This is a genomic window from Mucilaginibacter paludis DSM 18603 (genome assembly GCF_000166195.2).
In the GTDB taxonomy this organism is placed as follows: Bacteria; Bacteroidota; Bacteroidia; order Sphingobacteriales; family Sphingobacteriaceae; genus Mucilaginibacter; species Mucilaginibacter paludis.
The window spans coordinates 3,032,634-3,048,239 of the sequence record NZ_CM001403.1 but is presented as its reverse complement, the minus strand read 5'-3'; the positions used below and the strand labels follow the sequence as shown (position 1 = coordinate 3,048,239).

Sequence of the window (15,606 nt, the reverse complement as noted above, 5' to 3'; positions counted from 1 at the left end):
ATGATGAGTTTAGCCGACTGTTATAAAAAAGTACGCCAATTAAGTGTCCGCATTTGCAGTCCGCTGCAAATTGAAGATTACGTGGTACAGCCGGTAGTGGATGTTAGTCCGCCCAAATGGCATATAGGCCATACCACCTGGTTTTTTGAAACCTTTATTTTAAAGCCCTATTTTATGGGCTACCAGGAGTTTAATGCCGATTATAACTATGTATTTAACAGTTATTACGAAACCGTAGGTAACCGGGTTATCCGTACCGATCGTGGTAACCTGAGCAGGCCCACCGTAGCCGATATTTACAAATACCGCACTTATGTGGACGATGCGATGGAAAACTTTCTGCGGGAGGAGCCTTCGGCAGCCATCAGGGAGTTGATGATCCTGGGCTTAAACCACGAGGAGCAGCACCAGGAATTACTTTATTACGATATTAAATACATTTTGGGCCATAACCCTTTGTTCCCGGCTTATGATGAAACCTATAGGCCACAGGTTTTTGAGCAACCAACTGCCCAATGGATCAGCATGCCCGAAGGTATTTACGAGGTTGGTTTTGAGGGCGAAGGCTTTTGCTTTGATAATGAGCTGAACCGCCATAAAGTTTATTTAAACAGCTACCAGATTAATACGGCCATGGTTACCAATGCCGAATACCTGGAGTTTATCAACGATAACGGCTACCACGACTTCCGTTTTTGGCATGCCGAAGGCTGGGATTGGGTAAAGAATAACCATGTTGAAGCCCCGCTTTACTGGCACCACATTAACGGGCAATGGTTTAACTATACCTACGCGGGCTTGAAGCCTGTTGATTTGGCCGCGCCGGTTTGCCACATCAGCTATTACGAAGCTTACGCATACGCATCGTGGAAAGGGATGCGCCTGCCTACCGAGTTTGAATGGGAAGCGGCAGCACATCAATTTAAATGGGGCAAAAGCTGGGAGTGGACCGAGAGTGCCTACCTGCCCTATCCCGGTTTTAAAAAAGCCGAAGGAGCTATTGGCGAGTATAACGGCAAATTTATGGTTAGTCAGAAGGTTTTACGCGGCTCATCCGAGGTAACATCGCCGGGGCATGAGCGCGTTACCTATCGCAATTTTTTTCATCCCAACTTACGCTGGCTTTTTTGCGGAATACGCCTGGCCCGATAATATACCATTGAAAAACATGAACACGCAAACATCACCGGTAACGCTAAACGGTTCAACCTATAACCATACGGCGGTTAATCATTTTTATGAAGATGTGCTTAAAGGGCTAACGGCAAGCCCCAAGCATTTAGATTCCAAGTATTTTTATGATGCCATAGGCGATCAGCTTTTTCAGGATCTGATGAATTGCGAGGAATACTATCCAACCAATTGCGAACTGGAGATCTTCTCGCAAAAAACCGAGGCCCTGGCAAGCGCCATCATAGGCGATAACAACGATGAGTTCGACCTGATCGAATTAGGTGCGGGCGATGCCATGAAATCAACCTACCTGTTAAAGCACCTTTTAGATCGGGGCGTAAACTTTACCTATCTTCCTATTGATATTTCGGCCCACGTAATTGATCAACTGGATGTTGAGCTAACCCAAAATTTGCCGGGTTTAAAGTTTGAAGGGCTCAATGGCGAGTATTTTAATATGCTGAGTAAGGCTGCCACGCTATCCAATAAACGCAAGGTGGTTTTATTTTTAGGCTCCAATATTGGCAATATGCCGGTTGCCGAGGCCGAAAGTTTCTGCGCCGAACTGCGCAACCACCTTTCGCCGGGTGATATGGTGCTCATTGGCTTCGACCTGAAAAAGAATCCTAAAACTATTTTAGCAGCCTATAACGATAAGGAAGGCATCACCAAAAAATTCAACCTCAATTTACTCCACCGGATCAATCAGGAGCTGGGCGCCGATTTTGTAATCGAACAGTTTGATCATTTCCCGGTGTACGATCCTGAAACAGGCGCGTGTAAAAGCTACCTCATCAGTACGGCCGATCAAATGGTACATATAGCCGATCATAACCAGTCGATCCATTTCCAGAAAGACGAATATATTTTTATGGAGATCTCGCAAAAGTTCACCGTTGAGCAAACCCGCGATATGGCTGCTAAAACCGGCTTTGATGTTGTTAACTACCTGTTTGATGATAAAAACTGGTTTGCTGATGCGATCTGGAAAGTTCGATAGTTATCGCTTATGCCCGATGGTATAGCTACAGTGTTATTTAAATTTTTTTATGTTGAAGAAGGCTAACCTATGCGAGGCGAAGTATTAAGGCTGATGTTTTTTATCAGTAGAGTTTGATAAATTGTTATATTTAACAAACTTAACTTTCACTTCATGAAGAAACCCATACTCGTCGTTTTAGTGAGCTTGCTATCGGCCAATGCCTTTGCTCAAACCACCTCAAAAGCCGAAGTGGCAAAAAAAGCTGAGGCCATCGAGAAAAAAGTAATAGGCTGGCGCGAGGATTTTCATGAGCATCCGGAATTAGGTAACCACGAGGTGCGCACTTCGGAGATTATCGCCAAACATCTGGAATCCTTAGGGATTACCGTTAAGCGGGGCGTAGCCACTACCGGTGTGGTTGGCTTGTTAACCGGCGGCAAGCCGGGACCTGTTGTTGCCCTGCGGGCCGATATGGATGGCTTGCCGGTCACAGAGCGTACGGCGGTACCCTTCGCCTCTAAAGCGACTACGACTTATATGGGCAACCAGGTGGGGGTAATGCATGCCTGCGGGCACGATTCGCACATGGCCATATTGATGGGCGTGGCCGAAGTATTAGCCTCCATGAAAAAGGACCTGCATGGCTCCGTTAAATTTATATTTCAGCCAGCCGAAGAGGGCTTGCCCCCCGGCGAAAAAGGCGGTGCCGAGCAAATGGTGAAGGAGGGCGTTTTAGAGAATCCGAAGGTTGATGCGATCTTTGGTTTGCATATCCAATCCTATCAGCCGGTTGGTACCATAGCCTACCGCCCGGGTGGCGACATGGCAGCGGTGAACGATATGCAGATCATCGTAAAGGGGCGTTCCTCTCACGGGGCCTATCCATGGTCGGGCGTTGATCCTATCGTAACCTCGGCCCAGATTATCAATAACCTGCAAACCGTGGTTAGCCGCAATTTACATATTACCGCCAATCCGGCGGTGGTTACTATTGGCGCTATTAACGGTGGCAACCGCTCCAATATCATCCCTGAATCCGTAAGTATGCTGGGCACTATCCGTACCTTTAGCGCCGAAGATGAAAAGCTGATTATCGAAAGGGTAAAGCAGATAGCCACCAAAACTGCCGAAGCCAATAACGCCATCGCCGAAGTGAAGATCCCCTACAGCAACCATTACCCGGTTACTTATAACAACCCTGCACTGGTAGCCAAAATGTTGCCCACTTTACAGGCCACAGCGGGGGTAGATAACGTAGTACTGCGGCAGGGAGAAACAGGTGCCGAAGATTTTAGCTTTTATGAGGAAAAAGTACCGGGCATATTTATTCATTTAGGAGGACTGCCTAAAGGTGGCGATCCGCTTAAGGCTCCGGCTCATCATACGCCCGATTTTTTTATTGACGAAAGTGGATTTACCCTGGGCGTAAAAGCCTTGTGTAATTTAACGCTGGATTATATGGGAATGGCAGCTAAGGGGAAGTAAAACGAATACATCAATGGCAAATACTCAATTTTTAACTTTCCGGAAATTTAATCAATTACCCTTGTCGGAGCATCTTGTTTCTACCCTCATCGCAAATCATATTGAATACGAGGTGGAGGATAATTCGATGGTATTTAACCCTTCGTTTATCAATAGCGCAGATGATTTATCTAAAGAATACCTGGTGAAGATTAAGCCGGAAGATTTTGATAGCGTAAATGAACTACTGGTTGAAGAAGAAGCCAAACATATTGACGAAGTAGACCCGGAATATTACTTATTCGGTTTTACCGATGATGAGTTAATGGATATCCTGATCAACTATAACGAATGGAACGCGTTTGATTTCGCACTCGCCCGCAAAATATTGAACGGGAGGGGACATGTTATAGACGACCAAGCCATTAAAACCATACAGGCAAACAAGCTGAAGATCTTAAAAGAACCGGAAAAAACTGAATCCGGATGGATCATAGCCGGTTACCTGACGGCTTTAATGGGCGGCCTGTTTGGCATATTTATAGGGTGGTATTTATCGACCGCGAAAAAAACCTTGCCCAATGGCCAACAGGTTTACACCTTTTTAGATACTGACCGGAAGCACGGAAACAGAATTTTCTTCATCGGTATCGTTGTTTTAGTTGGGGAGATGGTGTTGAGGATATTGCATGTATAGGCCCACACGCAACCAGACATGAAAATTGCGCTGTACCCGATTATTTGTTTTTTGATAGCTTGTCAACCACATCAAGCCGGTGTAGTACTAAGGCAGGCGGCAAGTAAATCAGATACTATAGAACATCTTTCGGAAATTAAAATTAATGGAGTAATAAATTTTATCGATAATTATAAAAGGGTTGTTGAAATTTTAGGTAGCCCCGATAGTGTTGTTAAGCCCCAGTATAGGAGTACGTCTTATTACCATCGGCCTTTCAAATATTGTTTTTTTAAAGATATTGTATTTGAAAAATATAATGACACGCTGGTACTGCTCAGTATTGATTTTAAAAAAAAGGCTAAAATATTTTTGTCGGCCAATAACATGGTTAAATTTGATTCTTTCACATCGTTAAAAAGCCTAACCCAATACTTTCCTAAGTCAGTAAAATATAAAGAGTTAATCAGGGGTACAGATATGGATAGCTTGCGGGATATATCTATTGAAGCTGAAAATTCTGTTGATCAATGGGTTTTGTATTTTGATACCGATAGCGAACGGTTATTGCGAATATATTATTGGGTGAAAGAAGAATAGATTTTTGTTGTAATGCTTTGAAGTTCAATGCTAAAATGACTCTCGTTGCTTCGGCATAAACTGACAATTGCTGCTTTTACAGCATCTCGACTTATCATCGTATCCTCTTCAATCGCCCTCATTCCCCAACCTTCTCCCAAGTCCTTGAGATCATAAAATCTCCATAAAAAGTTTTAGACTTTAAAGGCCGGTACCTATACTTAACAAACTGGGCTTCAATATTGGGCATTTTAAGTGTTTCAATACGGCATACTATTTTAAAAAGCAGGTACATGGTTTTGAGCATTACCTTTTGCCACAAACCGCCGGTTATTTGAAAGTCGGCACAGAGCCATAAACCTTTGGGCTTAAGCTGGTGGTGCATATGGCTGAATGTTTTTTGCAGGGTGTCTTCGGTAAAGTTATCCAGCAGAAAGGGGGTTATCAACACATCATACAAGGTATTTAAAGTGGTGTTCTCAATGGCTTCGTTAATATAGGTCACTTTGTTAATTCCGGTAAACCTTTTTTTGGCCAGGGCCGTCATCTGGGACGAAATTTCAACATAGGTAATTTGTAAGCCCGAATAATGAATGGCAGACAGTTCTTCCAATATCCACCCGGTGCCGCCGCCTACAATCAATACTGAAGAGTTGGGTGGTACAAAGCGCAACAAATAGATCTGGGCTTTGACTAAGGCATCGCCAAACACGAGCCGCGAAAGGCGGTCGTAAAAAATAGCCGAATTATCGTAGTTGGAAGTCATGGGCTATTCAGATTAAATGAAATGCGATCAGGATAAGGTATTGCAAAATAAGCACCCCATCCATTAAAAAAAAGTAATAGTATTCATTCTTTTCCCATTCCGATTTAAAAATGAGCCAGCCCATCAATAAGCTGGTGAGGCCAAGGGCAAAAAAGTCGCGGTTAAAGCCATTGCTTCTAAAAACAAACAGCAGCACTACGTAGCCGACCAATAGCAACTGGCAAAACAGGTAAGCCTTTCTCTCGCCGAAAACTACGGGGATGGTTTTTAAACCCAATTTACTATCCTGGAAAAGATCTCGGATATCAAACGGTATAGTAAGTGCAAAAATGAAAAGAAATCGCTTGGCGATCAGGATAACGGCATCAGTGTACGAAACAAAGGCCAGGTGGTGGCTTTCCGCTTCAAATATAGGTAGCAATACGCAGCTGAGGGTCCAAACCAGGGTGATCAACAATGATTTGAGGCCCGGAATATTACGCAGGCCGAACTTTTGAGTTCCTGACGAGAAGATGGGCAAGCTATAGCCAACCGATAGCACTGATAATACGATAAGCAACAACCTTGACTTTACCGAAAGCATCAGGAATAAAGGCAACAAGGCAGCTACCGATAATAAGGTAAAGGCAACCATGAGCCGGTTATTTTTAAAGAACCAGCGGATACGCCTGAATGAAGACTTTTGCGGATCGCGCGGTTTACTTAAAAAGATGCTGAAGTTGTAAAGGCAAAGCGTGGACGTAAATAACAGGCCCAGCAAGGGATAAACCGGCTTGCTGCCTATCAATTGCAACGTTACCATGGCCTGCGCTACCGAGCACAGCGCCATAAACAGGTTGCTGAATAAGATGCAATCAAGAAATGACCGATAGAGTTTACTCATTTAAGCAAAAATGGGCCCTGCCGGTGCTAAATTGTTGGTTTAAGATATGTTGTTTTTTAAAGCAGGATCGGCAGTTGCTTTAAGCGTAAATATCGTTATTTCGGGCAATATTCCAACCCTGCCCGGATAACCTAAAAAGCCATAGCCGGTATTTACATAAAGCTGCTGATTACCTTCGCGGTACAGGCCCGACCACTCTTTGTATACGTACTCGATAGGGCTCCACTGAAACTCGGATGTTTTAACGCCGAACTGCATACCGTGAGTATGGCCGGCAAACATCACGTCAACCTGCGGGTAATTTAATACCTGGGCACGCCAGTGCGAGGGATCGTGCGATAGCAATAATTTTACGGGTAGGTCATCCGTGTTTTTAACCGCCAGGTCAACCCGGCCATATTTGGGGAAGCGGCTAAAGCTGCCCCAGTTTTCAACCCCTAAAATTCCAATTTCTTCGCCATCAACTTTTAAACTGCGGTTGCTGTTCAAAATCAAATCCCAGCCCATGTTTTTGTGGGTGGCCTTTAAATCGTCCAGGTTTTTCTTTTTTGCTTCGGGGCTTGGCCATTCGGTGTAATCGCCGTAGTCGTGGTTGCCCAATGATGAGTATACCCCCAGTGGTGCTTTCACTTTGGCAAAAACATCCTGGTAATCTCTCATCTCGCTGCTTATCTTATTCACCAGGTCGCCGGTAAAAAATATAAAGTCGGCTTTTTCGCGCATCAGCATCTCAACGCCACCCAACACCGCTTTTTTATTGTAAAAACTACCCGAGTGAATATCAGATATCTGCCCCAGTTTAATGCCATCAAATGCCTTGGGCAGGTTAGGCAAGTATAGCGTATGGCGCTCAACGGTATAATCGTAAGCGCCCGAAGCGATGCCGTAAGTAAGCGAAGCAATGGGCAATGCACCGGCCAGCAAACCGGCTTTGATTAAAAATTCCGAACGGGGAATAGCATCCGGTGCAGGTTGTGCTGATACAGGTTGAAGTTGCTGCAGCGCCGTGTTTTTTTGCTTCCGGGCGGCGAACCACCTGCGTATGTCATCGGCAAATACAAAAGGCAGAAACAGGATTTTGCCCATCCAAACCAAAAAGAACACCAGTAAAAAAGCGCCTTTTGCACCGATGGTCATTTTGCAGTAAATACAAATATAAAGTCCAACCAGTAGCAGCACAGAAAACACCCAATAGGCTATTTTGAAACCTTTTTTATGAGGAAATTTCCATTTTTTTGAAGCTCCGCGCAGGCCGGATAAAACATAAAAATCGGCCGCAATAAGGCCGACTGTTATGGCTAACATAGTGATGAGCTGTGTATCCATTAATACAAAGGTATAAAATTAATAACGGTCGTCCTCAATATCGTCATCATCATCTGGCTGAAGGTTAAACAAACTGTTAAACATATCCGAGAAGGCGAAGCCGTTATCTAAAAAGCCCTTGTTCAATTGCGAAAACTCGGCCAGGCCGTGCAAAACAAACTCCATGAGCAAGAGCTGCTGATTTTCGGTTAGCTTAGGATGCATTTGTTTAACAATATCCTTTAAACCGGTAACCGAGTTTAACAGTTTTTTATATTCCTGGAATGGTAACCCGTCAATAACCGCAAGTGTATTACCGCTGCCAAACCAGTTGATGATTTCGACATATGGGTTTTTGGCCTTAGATTTTTTGGCTTTTTCAGGATCGGGGAAATACTGTAATAGCATGGTTTTGATAGCCTTGCCAACCAAAATATTGGCCACTTTGGCCGGTCCTTCCAGTTCACCCTCGTAAACCAACTCTATTTTTCCGGTAATGGCAGGTATTACACCTAAAAAATCGGAGATGCGTACAAAGGTACTTTTCTCTTTATTGATAATCATCCTGCGCTCGGCATTACTGATCAGGTTTTCGTAAGCAGATATGGTTAAGCGTGCTGAAACCCCGGATTTTTTGTCGATGTACTCGGAGTTACGGGCCTCAAAAGCAATTTGCTCCACCAAATTTTTAACCAGTCCGTCGGCCTCAACAGCGGTTTTTTGTTGTGGCGATAAGGAAGCTTCCTGCTGGGTTATTTTACGCGAAATTTCTACGCTGCGCGGATAGTGCGTTAATATCTGGCTCTCAATACGATCCTTTAACGGTGTAACGATTGAACCACGATTGGTATAGTCTTCGGGGTTAGCGGTAAATACAAACTGGATATCGAGCGGCAAACGTAATTTAAAGCCGCGGATCTGGATGTCTTTTTCTTGCAGGATGTTAAACAGCGATACCTGGATACGTGCCTGAAGATCCGGAAGTTCGTTAATTACAAAAATTCCCCGGTGTGCGCGCGGTATCAGCCCGAAGTGTAATACCCGTTCGTCCGAATAGGTAAGCTTAAGTGTGGCCGCCTTAATAGGGTCAACATCGCCAATTAAATCGGCAACGGTAACGTCAGGCGTGGCCAGCTTTTCGGTATAACGTTCGGAACGGTGTATCCACGCTATAGGGGTAGCATCGCCTTTGCTGGTAACCTCGTTATGGCCAAACCATGATATGGGTGCCATTGGGTCGTCAAATAATTCCGACCCTTCAATGTAGGGTACGTATTCATCCAGTAAATTAATTAGCAGGCGGGCAATGCGGGTTTTGGCTTGTCCGCGTAAGCCCAATAATAAAATGTTGTGGCGCGATAGGATGGCGGTTTGCAAATCGGGTATAACGGTATCCTCGTAGCCAATGATGCCTTCAAAGCCTCCTTCCTGTTTTTGCAACTGCGTTATCAGGTTTTCGCGCAGCTCATCTTTTACCGACCGGCTGATGTAGCCACTTTGTTTTAGTTCGCCTAATGTTGTTATGTTGGGTGTGCTCATTGTATAATGAAATTCTTTTTTTTAATTTTTTATTTTAGTCAATTTCGATCAAGATGCGTATAATGACATCTTGTTAAGTTGTTGATTATTAGTGCGTATATTTTTGCTTTAAAAATCAGTATTCTTAAATTATAGCATCGGCACGCTCAGTCGCCGCGTGAAGGGCTGTTACTTTTGTCTTGACACAAAAGTAACCAAAAAGTCAAGACTGCCCGATCCTTCCGCCCACAAGGCCAGCTCCCGGCCCGGCGTGCAGTCGAGGCCTTTGCCCACTTTTGCCTCTACACCATAAAGAAAACGGACTAAAGCCTTACTTGCCTCCCCGGTAAGGCAGGCTTAAAAAAAATCTCCCCTACCGGGGGAGATTTAGAGGGGGCTTAACGTACGGTCCTTCTGCGGTTACGGATATAATCTTCAAAAATATATTCGCCTAAGCCATTCAGCGAGCTGTAAAAAGCTTTACCGCCGTTTGTTTCGGTAAATGTACGTACAAACTGCTGCAGGTAAGGGTCTTTGGCTATCATAAAAGTAGTGATAGGTATTTTTAAACGCTTACACTGCGCGGCCATGTTGAGTGTTTTGTTTACCACTTTACGATCAAGCCCTATGCTGTTTTTATAATACTTGGTACCCTCTTTTAAGCAGGTAGGTTTACCATCGGTTATCATAAAAATTTGTTTGTTGTGTGTTTTACGTCTCCGCAATATATCGGTAGCCAGCTCTAAACCTGCGTAAGTATTGGTGTGGTAGGGGCCAACCTGCAGGTAAGGCAGGTCCTGCAAACTAATGGGCCAGGCATCGTTGCCAAAAACAACAATATCCAGCGTATCCTTAGGGTATTTGGTTTTAATCAGTTCAGCCAAAGCCATCGCTACCTTTTTGGCTGGGGTTATGCGGTCTTCGCCGTATAGGATCATAGAGTGCGATATATCGATCATCAGCACGGTAGAAGTCAGGGTTTTAAAATCCATTTCCTCTACTTCCAGATCACGTTCCGTTAAGTGGAAATCATCGATACCATGATTGATCTGGGCGTTATGAACAGATTGTGTCATGTCGATCTGGTCGAGGCTGTCGCCAAACTGGAACTCCCGCCGTTCCGAATTTTTTTCGTCGCCCTGGCCGGATTGCGGCGTACGGTGATTGCCTTTCCCCGACTTTTTAAGCTTGCCAAAAATCTCCTCTAATGCAGACTGGCGGATGCTTTGCTCGGTTTTAGCGGTGATATTCATATCGCCGCTTTGCTGATCCTCATTCAGGTAACCTTTATTTTTCAGGTCATCAATAAAATCGCCCATGCCATACTGGTCGTTGGTTAATTTATATTGCTTATCCAGCTCATTCATCCATTGCAGAGCTTCGCCTGCATCGCCCGCTGTGTAGTTGAGCAGCTCCAAAAATAACTTTAACAACTCATCGAAACCGCCCTTATTGATTTGCCGGGGTGTGTACTTTGAAAAACCAAAACCGCGCATAATATCCCTTTCAAATTTAATTAACGTTAAGGTAAGGCATATAGTTTGATAGTAAAACGTTTTGAGTTCTATTTTGCCTGATTATGACATGAGATTTACACCTGGATATCAACAAGGCTGTTTTAAGCCTCTAATAGCTTTGCAATGCCAGGCTCATCAACAGTATGTTTTAATTTAGGGGAATGATGCTTTCCTGTTTATTGATAATCTCACTAATTTCCGCTTCATCATAAACCGGGTTAGCGCCGCGGCGGCTGGTTACAAAGGCACCAATAGCGCAGGCTTTTTCAAGTACTTTATCCATCGGGTGCTTATTTAACAGCCCGGCAATAAAAGTGGCTAAAAAAGCATCGCCCGCACCAACGGTATCCTCAACCTTTACGGTATAGCCTGGGTGTTCGTAAAATTTTTCGTTATGCCAAATCATGGCACCGTTTTCACCGCGGGTTACACAGATGGTTTGACAATGAAATTTTCTCTGGAATTCGATGATCTTGTCCTTTAGGGGCTCATCGTAAGCACCTATCAGCAGGTTGGCTTCCTCTTCGTTCATTTTGATCACATCGGCCATCGCTGCCAGCGTTTCTATCGTTGATAACTGGTAGTGCGGCGGCCTAAGGTTAACATCAAATATTTTTAACAGCCTGTTTTCAAACAGGTTCAGCAACGTATTGCGGCTGGTTTCGGTACGGCAGGCTAAACTGCCAAATACAATTACATTTGTTTTCCTAATTTTCTCTAACAAAGGAGCCTCATCGCGGATATTATCCCACGACACCGGCTGAGGTATGGTATAGGTGGCCTGCTGATTTTCATCCAGCTTAACGGTAACCTCGCAGGTAGGCAGCTTTTCGTCCGTCTGTATTAAATCCGAATAAAGTTTGTTCGCCTTCAGAAACTCAACCAGCTTATTCCCCGAAGCATCGTTACCCAGGCGGCTTACCGGTAGCGCGGCAATACCCTGCTGTACCAGATGGAGAGCCACATTCATGGGGGCGCCGCCTGCTTTTTTTTCTGTGCCGAAAGTATCCCAAAGTACCTCGCCGTAACATAGAACTTGTTTTTTCATTTTTAAAGCTTTTAGCAGATTACGCAAAGCTATAAGCTTTATGTTAGCAATTTGCTTATTTATGTTTTATTTGATGTGAACCTTAAACGCACTACAAGATAAAGCTGCCGGATATTTACTATTTTTATGGGATGAAGAAGCTTTTTTTGTTTTGCCTGTTGCTCATTTGCTTTAGCTGTTGCTTTGCCCAGCGCGATAAGCAAGCCATTTTAAAGGTATTGGATACACAGAGCCATGCCTGGAACAGGGGCGATATTGACGCGTTTATGCAGGGTTATTGGAAATCGGATTCGCTGTTGTTTGTTGGCAAAACCGGCCCTAATTACGGCTGGCAAACCACGCTGGACCATTATAAAAAAGGATACCCGGATAAAGCCGCCATGGGCGAGCTTACCTTCCATATTTTAAAGGTTGATTTATTGGATGCTACCAATGCCTTTGTTTTAGGCGGATGGAATTTGAAACGGGAAAAAGACAGCCCCGGCGGATTTTTTACCCTATGGTTCCGGAAGATTAAAGGTGAATGGAAGATTGTTTGCGACCATACCAGTTAGAGTAGATTAGTCCGGAGTCTAAAGTCAGGAGCCTTGAGTCTAAAGTCGGGAATCTGAGTTTATGGGTAAATACTCAGCACTCCCGGCTAAATAATTAATAAGGTTTCCCCGCTTTCAATTCCCTGTTTGCCCATTTGATAGCTAACTCTTCGCGGAATTTGGCATAGCCTGATTTCAAGGTCATTTTTAAAACACTGTCTATCCCGCCTTTAACGGCCAGGTTATATAAGCTTGCTGCCTTACGGCTCAACGAGGCATCCCAGGCGCGCAGGCTCAACGAGTACGATCCGTCGAGGTATTTCATCCAGTGCCAGTATCCAGTTGGCATAAATAAGGTATCACCATGCTCCAGAAAAACCTCCTGGCCTTGCACGCCTTCCAGCGCCGGAAATTTTTTGGTATCGGGGTTCAATACATCATAATCTTCCAGTGCGTAAGTAGCATTGGGGATACAATATAAACGGCGTTTCCATTTGTTTTCAAACAGGATGACATGTTTGCGGCCACCAAAATGGGTATGGAAAATATGCGGCAGATCGATATCGTAATGTAAAAACGTAACCGAATTTGATCCTCCAAAAAACATCGCGGGCATACTCTCTAAAAAACCGCCCATCAGGTCCTTCGGCATCACAATATCGTTCAGCAACTCGGGTGCCTGCTTAAATATATTAAAAAAGAAGATGCGTAATTCAGTTGGCTGCGATTTGATCAGATCGATATAATCTGTAAACGGCATATGCGTGGTGGCCGAATTAATCGGCTTTGCCGGATCGGCCTTAGAGTTATCATACAAAGGCACCACCTTATCGCCCACTACCTGCTTCAAATATTCGGGTGTCCACTTATCGCGCGCGGGCCAGGTTTTGGTAAGCCCCTTGATAACCAGCGGGCGACGAGGGTTTAAATAGTTTTTGGTAAAATCGGCAGCACTTATAGTATCTACAGTATCTATTGACGAAAGGATAAAGCTCATTGATTAAATTGTTATACGGCACTATCAATATCTTAGGTATTTACCCGGCAATAGTTAGAAGTACCGAAGCCGCTAAGATAAACCATTTTATAAACAATAGTAAGAAACGTTGATTGAGGATAATTATTACTTCGAAAAGGTGTTGCATTAGCGCGTTACTAAATCCTAAATGCCTTTTGAAATTTACCGGCAATAAAAAAGCCCGGCGCTTAAGCAGCCGGGCCATGTTTACATTGTTTATCAGGGGTGGGGAGTTACTTAGGCATTAACACGGTATTAACCACATGGATTACGCCATTTTTTTGATTAACATCGGCTATCGTGATCCATGATTTTCCGCCTTTTTCGTCAACCAGGTAAATCTTTTTACCTTGCATCATGGCAGTTAAAGTACCACCGCTTACTGTTTTAAACTCGGCTTTACCCATACCGGCTTTAATTTTGGCGGCAATTTCTTTCGAGCTTAATTTACCTGCAACAACGTGGTAAGTTAAAATTTTGGTTAAGGTTGCCTTGTTCTCTGGCATCACCAATTTATCAACGGTACCGGCGGGTAATTTGTTAAAAGCCTCGTTAGTTGGGGCAAATACGGTGAACGGCCCTGCACCCTTTAAGGTTTCAACCAAGCCTGCTGCTTTAACAGCTGCAACAAGGGTGGTATGGTCCTTAGAGTTAACGGCGTTATCAATAATGTCTTTGGTTGGATACATTGCTGCTCCACCTACCATTTTGGATTGAGCGTAAGTTTTTGGCGCTGTTGCAAAAGCTACTAATGCAAAGGCGGCGATGATTAATTTTTTCATGAGCTGATTTATATTTCAATTTGATTGAATTACGACACCGCCCTGACTTTGGATTTTTGATATTTTAATTTCTTATTAAATATCAATATATCAGTTGTTTATAATTAAATTAATCCGGTTGAAAGTAGTAAGACTTAAAAGAATAATTCGGAAGCGATATGGTCCGCGTATAGTTTTCCTTCCGCACTGAGCGTCAATATTTGTTCTTTCCGGTTGATCCAGCCTTTCTCAAAAAACTCTTCGGCTGCTTTTAATAATTGTTCGCCCGAGTATTTGCTGATGCTTTCGAGCTTTTGGATATCAAGCCCCCAGATGGTACGGAGCGAAGTCATGATATATTCGTTCAGGCGGTCCTTTTCGCTTAGCTCCTCCCGCTCGGCAGGGATGCTGTTGAGGCTCAGTGCCTGGATGTATTTGGCATTGTTGGCGATGTTCCACTGCCGGGCCTCGCCATTAAACGAGTGGGCCGAAGGGCCTATACCCAGGTATTTTACGCCCTTCCAGTAGTTTGAATTGTGCCTGGAATAATGGCCCGGAAGGCAAAAGTTTGATATTTCATATTGCTCATAGCCTTGCTGGCCCATCTCGTTGAGCAATACCAAAAACTGGTCGGCACTTTGAGATTCACTCATCGGGGCGAAGAGCTTTTTTTTGATGAAGGATGCCAGCGCCGTTTTAGGCTCAACCGTCATGGAATAGGCCGAGATATGCGGGATGTTTAATTTAAAAATCTGCTCCAGGTTATGCTTCCATTTTTGATCGGTAAGCAGCGGGTAACCGTAAATTAAATCGGCGGTGATGTTGCTGAAGCCCGCATCCTGTACCCGCTTAACAGACGATTCAGCCTCCCTGCTGCGGTGGGCGCGGTTCATCCAGAAAAGATCCTCGTCAAAAAATGATTGGATGCCGATGCTAAATCGGTTAACCGGCGTTTGCCGCAACGCTTTCACCTTTTGCTCATCCAAATCATCCGGATTAGCCTCAATAGTGATCTCGGCGTCCGATGCTACGGTATGGTGCCGGGTAATTATATCGATCAGTGAATTAACCTCGTCGCCCTGTAACAAGGAGGGCGTACCGCCGCCAAGGTAAATGGTTTCGATAGTTTCATTAGCCAGGTAATCTTTTTGTAAACGGATCTCATTGGCAAGAGCCTTGAGCATGTCGCCTTTGTATTGCAGCGATGTGCTGAAATGGAAATCGCAGTAATGACAAGCTTGCTTGCAAAAAGGGATATGGAGATAGATGCCGGCCATGCTTTTAAGAGTGTATAATCCGGAATAGAACAGGACAGATCAATATATTTAATAACTTGATTATAAGCATATAAATTCAAATTCGCCTTTTTTATTCTTTCGTTTT

General features: G+C 44.1%; 15 protein-coding genes. 6 read left to right on the top strand and 9 right to left on the bottom strand.

All coding sequences use genetic code 11. The annotated features are described in order from the left end of the window. From egtB to MUCPA_RS12780, 5 genes are all read left to right on the top strand, one after another. On the top strand, positions 1-1,152 hold the full coding sequence (gene egtB / locus MUCPA_RS12800; RefSeq protein ID WP_233276867.1) for an ergothioneine biosynthesis protein EgtB: 1,152 nt from the start codon (positions 1-3) through the stop codon (positions 1,150-1,152). Between the two features lie 16 nt (positions 1,153-1,168). Further along, on the top strand, positions 1,169-2,173 hold the full coding sequence (locus MUCPA_RS12795) for an L-histidine N(alpha)-methyltransferase (RefSeq protein ID WP_008506860.1): 1,005 nt from the start codon (positions 1,169-1,171) through the stop codon (positions 2,171-2,173). Between the two features lie 153 nt (positions 2,174-2,326). Continuing rightward, positions 2,327-3,640 (top strand): amidohydrolase, encoded by a 1,314-nt coding sequence (locus MUCPA_RS12790; RefSeq protein ID WP_008506858.1) that lies wholly within the window; start codon positions 2,327-2,329, stop codon positions 3,638-3,640. A 13-nt stretch (positions 3,641-3,653) separates the two neighbouring features. Next, entirely contained in the window at positions 3,654-4,316 is a 663-nt protein-coding gene (locus tag MUCPA_RS12785) for a hypothetical protein (protein WP_008506857.1), read from the top strand. An 18-nt stretch (positions 4,317-4,334) separates the two neighbouring features. Then, positions 4,335-4,895 carry a hypothetical protein gene (locus tag MUCPA_RS12780; RefSeq protein WP_008506855.1) on the top strand — a complete coding sequence of 187 codons (561 nt, stop codon included), beginning with the start codon at positions 4,335-4,337 and terminating at the stop codon, positions 4,893-4,895. Positions 4,896-5,013: 118 nt separating this feature from the next. Here MUCPA_RS12780 and MUCPA_RS12775 read toward each other — a convergent pair whose 3' ends face one another. From MUCPA_RS12775 to MUCPA_RS12750, 6 genes are all read right to left on the bottom strand, one after another. Beyond that, entirely contained in the window at positions 5,014-5,640 is a 627-nt protein-coding gene (locus tag MUCPA_RS12775; protein WP_008506853.1) for a class I SAM-dependent methyltransferase, read from the bottom strand. A gap of 7 nt (positions 5,641-5,647) precedes the next feature. Continuing rightward, positions 5,648-6,523, bottom strand: a complete 876-nt coding sequence (locus MUCPA_RS12770; RefSeq protein ID WP_040625898.1) for a UbiA family prenyltransferase — start codon at positions 6,521-6,523, stop codon at positions 5,648-5,650. Between the two features lie 39 nt (positions 6,524-6,562). Beyond that, positions 6,563-7,849 carry a metallophosphoesterase gene (locus tag MUCPA_RS12765; RefSeq protein ID WP_008506850.1) on the bottom strand — a complete coding sequence of 429 codons (1,287 nt, stop codon included), beginning with the start codon at positions 7,847-7,849 and terminating at the stop codon, positions 6,563-6,565. Positions 7,850-7,867: 18 nt separating this feature from the next. Next, positions 7,868-9,367: a sigma 54-interacting transcriptional regulator gene (locus MUCPA_RS12760; RefSeq protein WP_008506847.1), complete on the bottom strand. Its 1,500-nt coding sequence runs from the start codon at positions 9,365-9,367 to the stop codon at positions 7,868-7,870. A 377-nt stretch (positions 9,368-9,744) separates the two neighbouring features. After that, positions 9,745-10,842 carry a vWA domain-containing protein gene (locus tag MUCPA_RS12755; protein WP_008506845.1) on the bottom strand — a complete coding sequence of 366 codons (1,098 nt, stop codon included), beginning with the start codon at positions 10,840-10,842 and terminating at the stop codon, positions 9,745-9,747. Positions 10,843-11,011: 169 nt separating this feature from the next. Beyond that, complete coding sequence (locus MUCPA_RS12750; RefSeq protein WP_008506844.1) at positions 11,012-11,911, bottom strand: carbohydrate kinase family protein; 900 nt, start codon at positions 11,909-11,911, stop codon at positions 11,012-11,014. A gap of 131 nt (positions 11,912-12,042) precedes the next feature. Between MUCPA_RS12750 and MUCPA_RS12745 the strand changes: the two genes are divergently transcribed. Continuing rightward, positions 12,043-12,465 (top strand): YybH family protein, encoded by a 423-nt coding sequence (locus MUCPA_RS12745; RefSeq protein ID WP_008506843.1) that lies wholly within the window; start codon positions 12,043-12,045, stop codon positions 12,463-12,465. Positions 12,466-12,559: 94 nt separating this feature from the next. Here the strand turns inward: MUCPA_RS12745 and MUCPA_RS12740 are convergent, their stop codons facing one another. The 3 genes from MUCPA_RS12740 to hemW all read right to left on the bottom strand — a co-directional run bounded on the left by MUCPA_RS12740 (position 12,560) and on the right by hemW (position 15,500). Beyond that, positions 12,560-13,441 carry a cupin-like domain-containing protein gene (locus tag MUCPA_RS12740; protein WP_008506841.1) on the bottom strand — a complete coding sequence of 294 codons (882 nt, stop codon included), beginning with the start codon at positions 13,439-13,441 and terminating at the stop codon, positions 12,560-12,562. Positions 13,442-13,695: 254 nt separating this feature from the next. Beyond that, positions 13,696-14,244, bottom strand: a complete 549-nt coding sequence (locus MUCPA_RS12735; protein WP_008506839.1) for a fasciclin domain-containing protein — start codon at positions 14,242-14,244, stop codon at positions 13,696-13,698. A gap of 134 nt (positions 14,245-14,378) precedes the next feature. Continuing rightward, positions 14,379-15,500: a radical SAM family heme chaperone HemW gene (gene hemW, locus MUCPA_RS12730; RefSeq protein WP_008506836.1), complete on the bottom strand. Its 1,122-nt coding sequence runs from the start codon at positions 15,498-15,500 to the stop codon at positions 14,379-14,381. Positions 15,501-15,606: the final 106 nt, after the last annotated feature.

Bases quoted from the DNA above. Each gene is read 5' to 3' on its own strand.
- MUCPA_RS12780 (WP_008506855.1), top strand. From the start codon at position 4,335: ATGAAAATTGCGCTGTACCCGATTATTTGTTTTTTGATAGCTTGTCAA.
- MUCPA_RS12745 (WP_008506843.1), top strand. From the start codon at position 12,043: ATGAAGAAGCTTTTTTTGTTTTGCCTGTTGCTCATTTGCTTTAGCTGT.
- MUCPA_RS12775 (WP_008506853.1), bottom strand. From the start codon at position 5,640: ATGACTTCCAACTACGATAATTCGGCTATTTTTTACGACCGCCTTTCG.
- MUCPA_RS12740 (WP_008506841.1), bottom strand. From the start codon at position 13,441: ATGAGCTTTATCCTTTCGTCAATAGATACTGTAGATACTATAAGTGCT.
- MUCPA_RS12735 (WP_008506839.1), bottom strand. From the start codon at position 14,244: ATGAAAAAATTAATCATCGCCGCCTTTGCATTAGTAGCTTTTGCAACA.
- egtB (WP_233276867.1), top strand. From the start codon at position 1: ATGATGAGTTTAGCCGACTGTTATAAAAAAGTACGCCAATTAAGTGTC.
- MUCPA_RS12790 (WP_008506858.1), top strand. From the start codon at position 2,327: ATGAAGAAACCCATACTCGTCGTTTTAGTGAGCTTGCTATCGGCCAAT.
- MUCPA_RS12785 (WP_008506857.1), top strand. From the start codon at position 3,654: ATGGCAAATACTCAATTTTTAACTTTCCGGAAATTTAATCAATTACCC.
- MUCPA_RS12770 (WP_040625898.1), bottom strand. From the start codon at position 6,523: ATGAGTAAACTCTATCGGTCATTTCTTGATTGCATCTTATTCAGCAAC.
- MUCPA_RS12750 (WP_008506844.1), bottom strand. From the start codon at position 11,911: ATGAAAAAACAAGTTCTATGTTACGGCGAGGTACTTTGGGATACTTTC.
- MUCPA_RS12765 (WP_008506850.1), bottom strand. From the start codon at position 7,849: ATGGATACACAGCTCATCACTATGTTAGCCATAACAGTCGGCCTTATT.
- hemW (WP_008506836.1), bottom strand. From the start codon at position 15,500: ATGGCCGGCATCTATCTCCATATCCCTTTTTGCAAGCAAGCTTGTCAT.
- MUCPA_RS12760 (WP_008506847.1), bottom strand. From the start codon at position 9,367: ATGAGCACACCCAACATAACAACATTAGGCGAACTAAAACAAAGTGGC.
- MUCPA_RS12795 (WP_008506860.1), top strand. From the start codon at position 1,169: ATGAACACGCAAACATCACCGGTAACGCTAAACGGTTCAACCTATAAC.
- MUCPA_RS12755 (WP_008506845.1), bottom strand. From the start codon at position 10,842: ATGCGCGGTTTTGGTTTTTCAAAGTACACACCCCGGCAAATCAATAAG.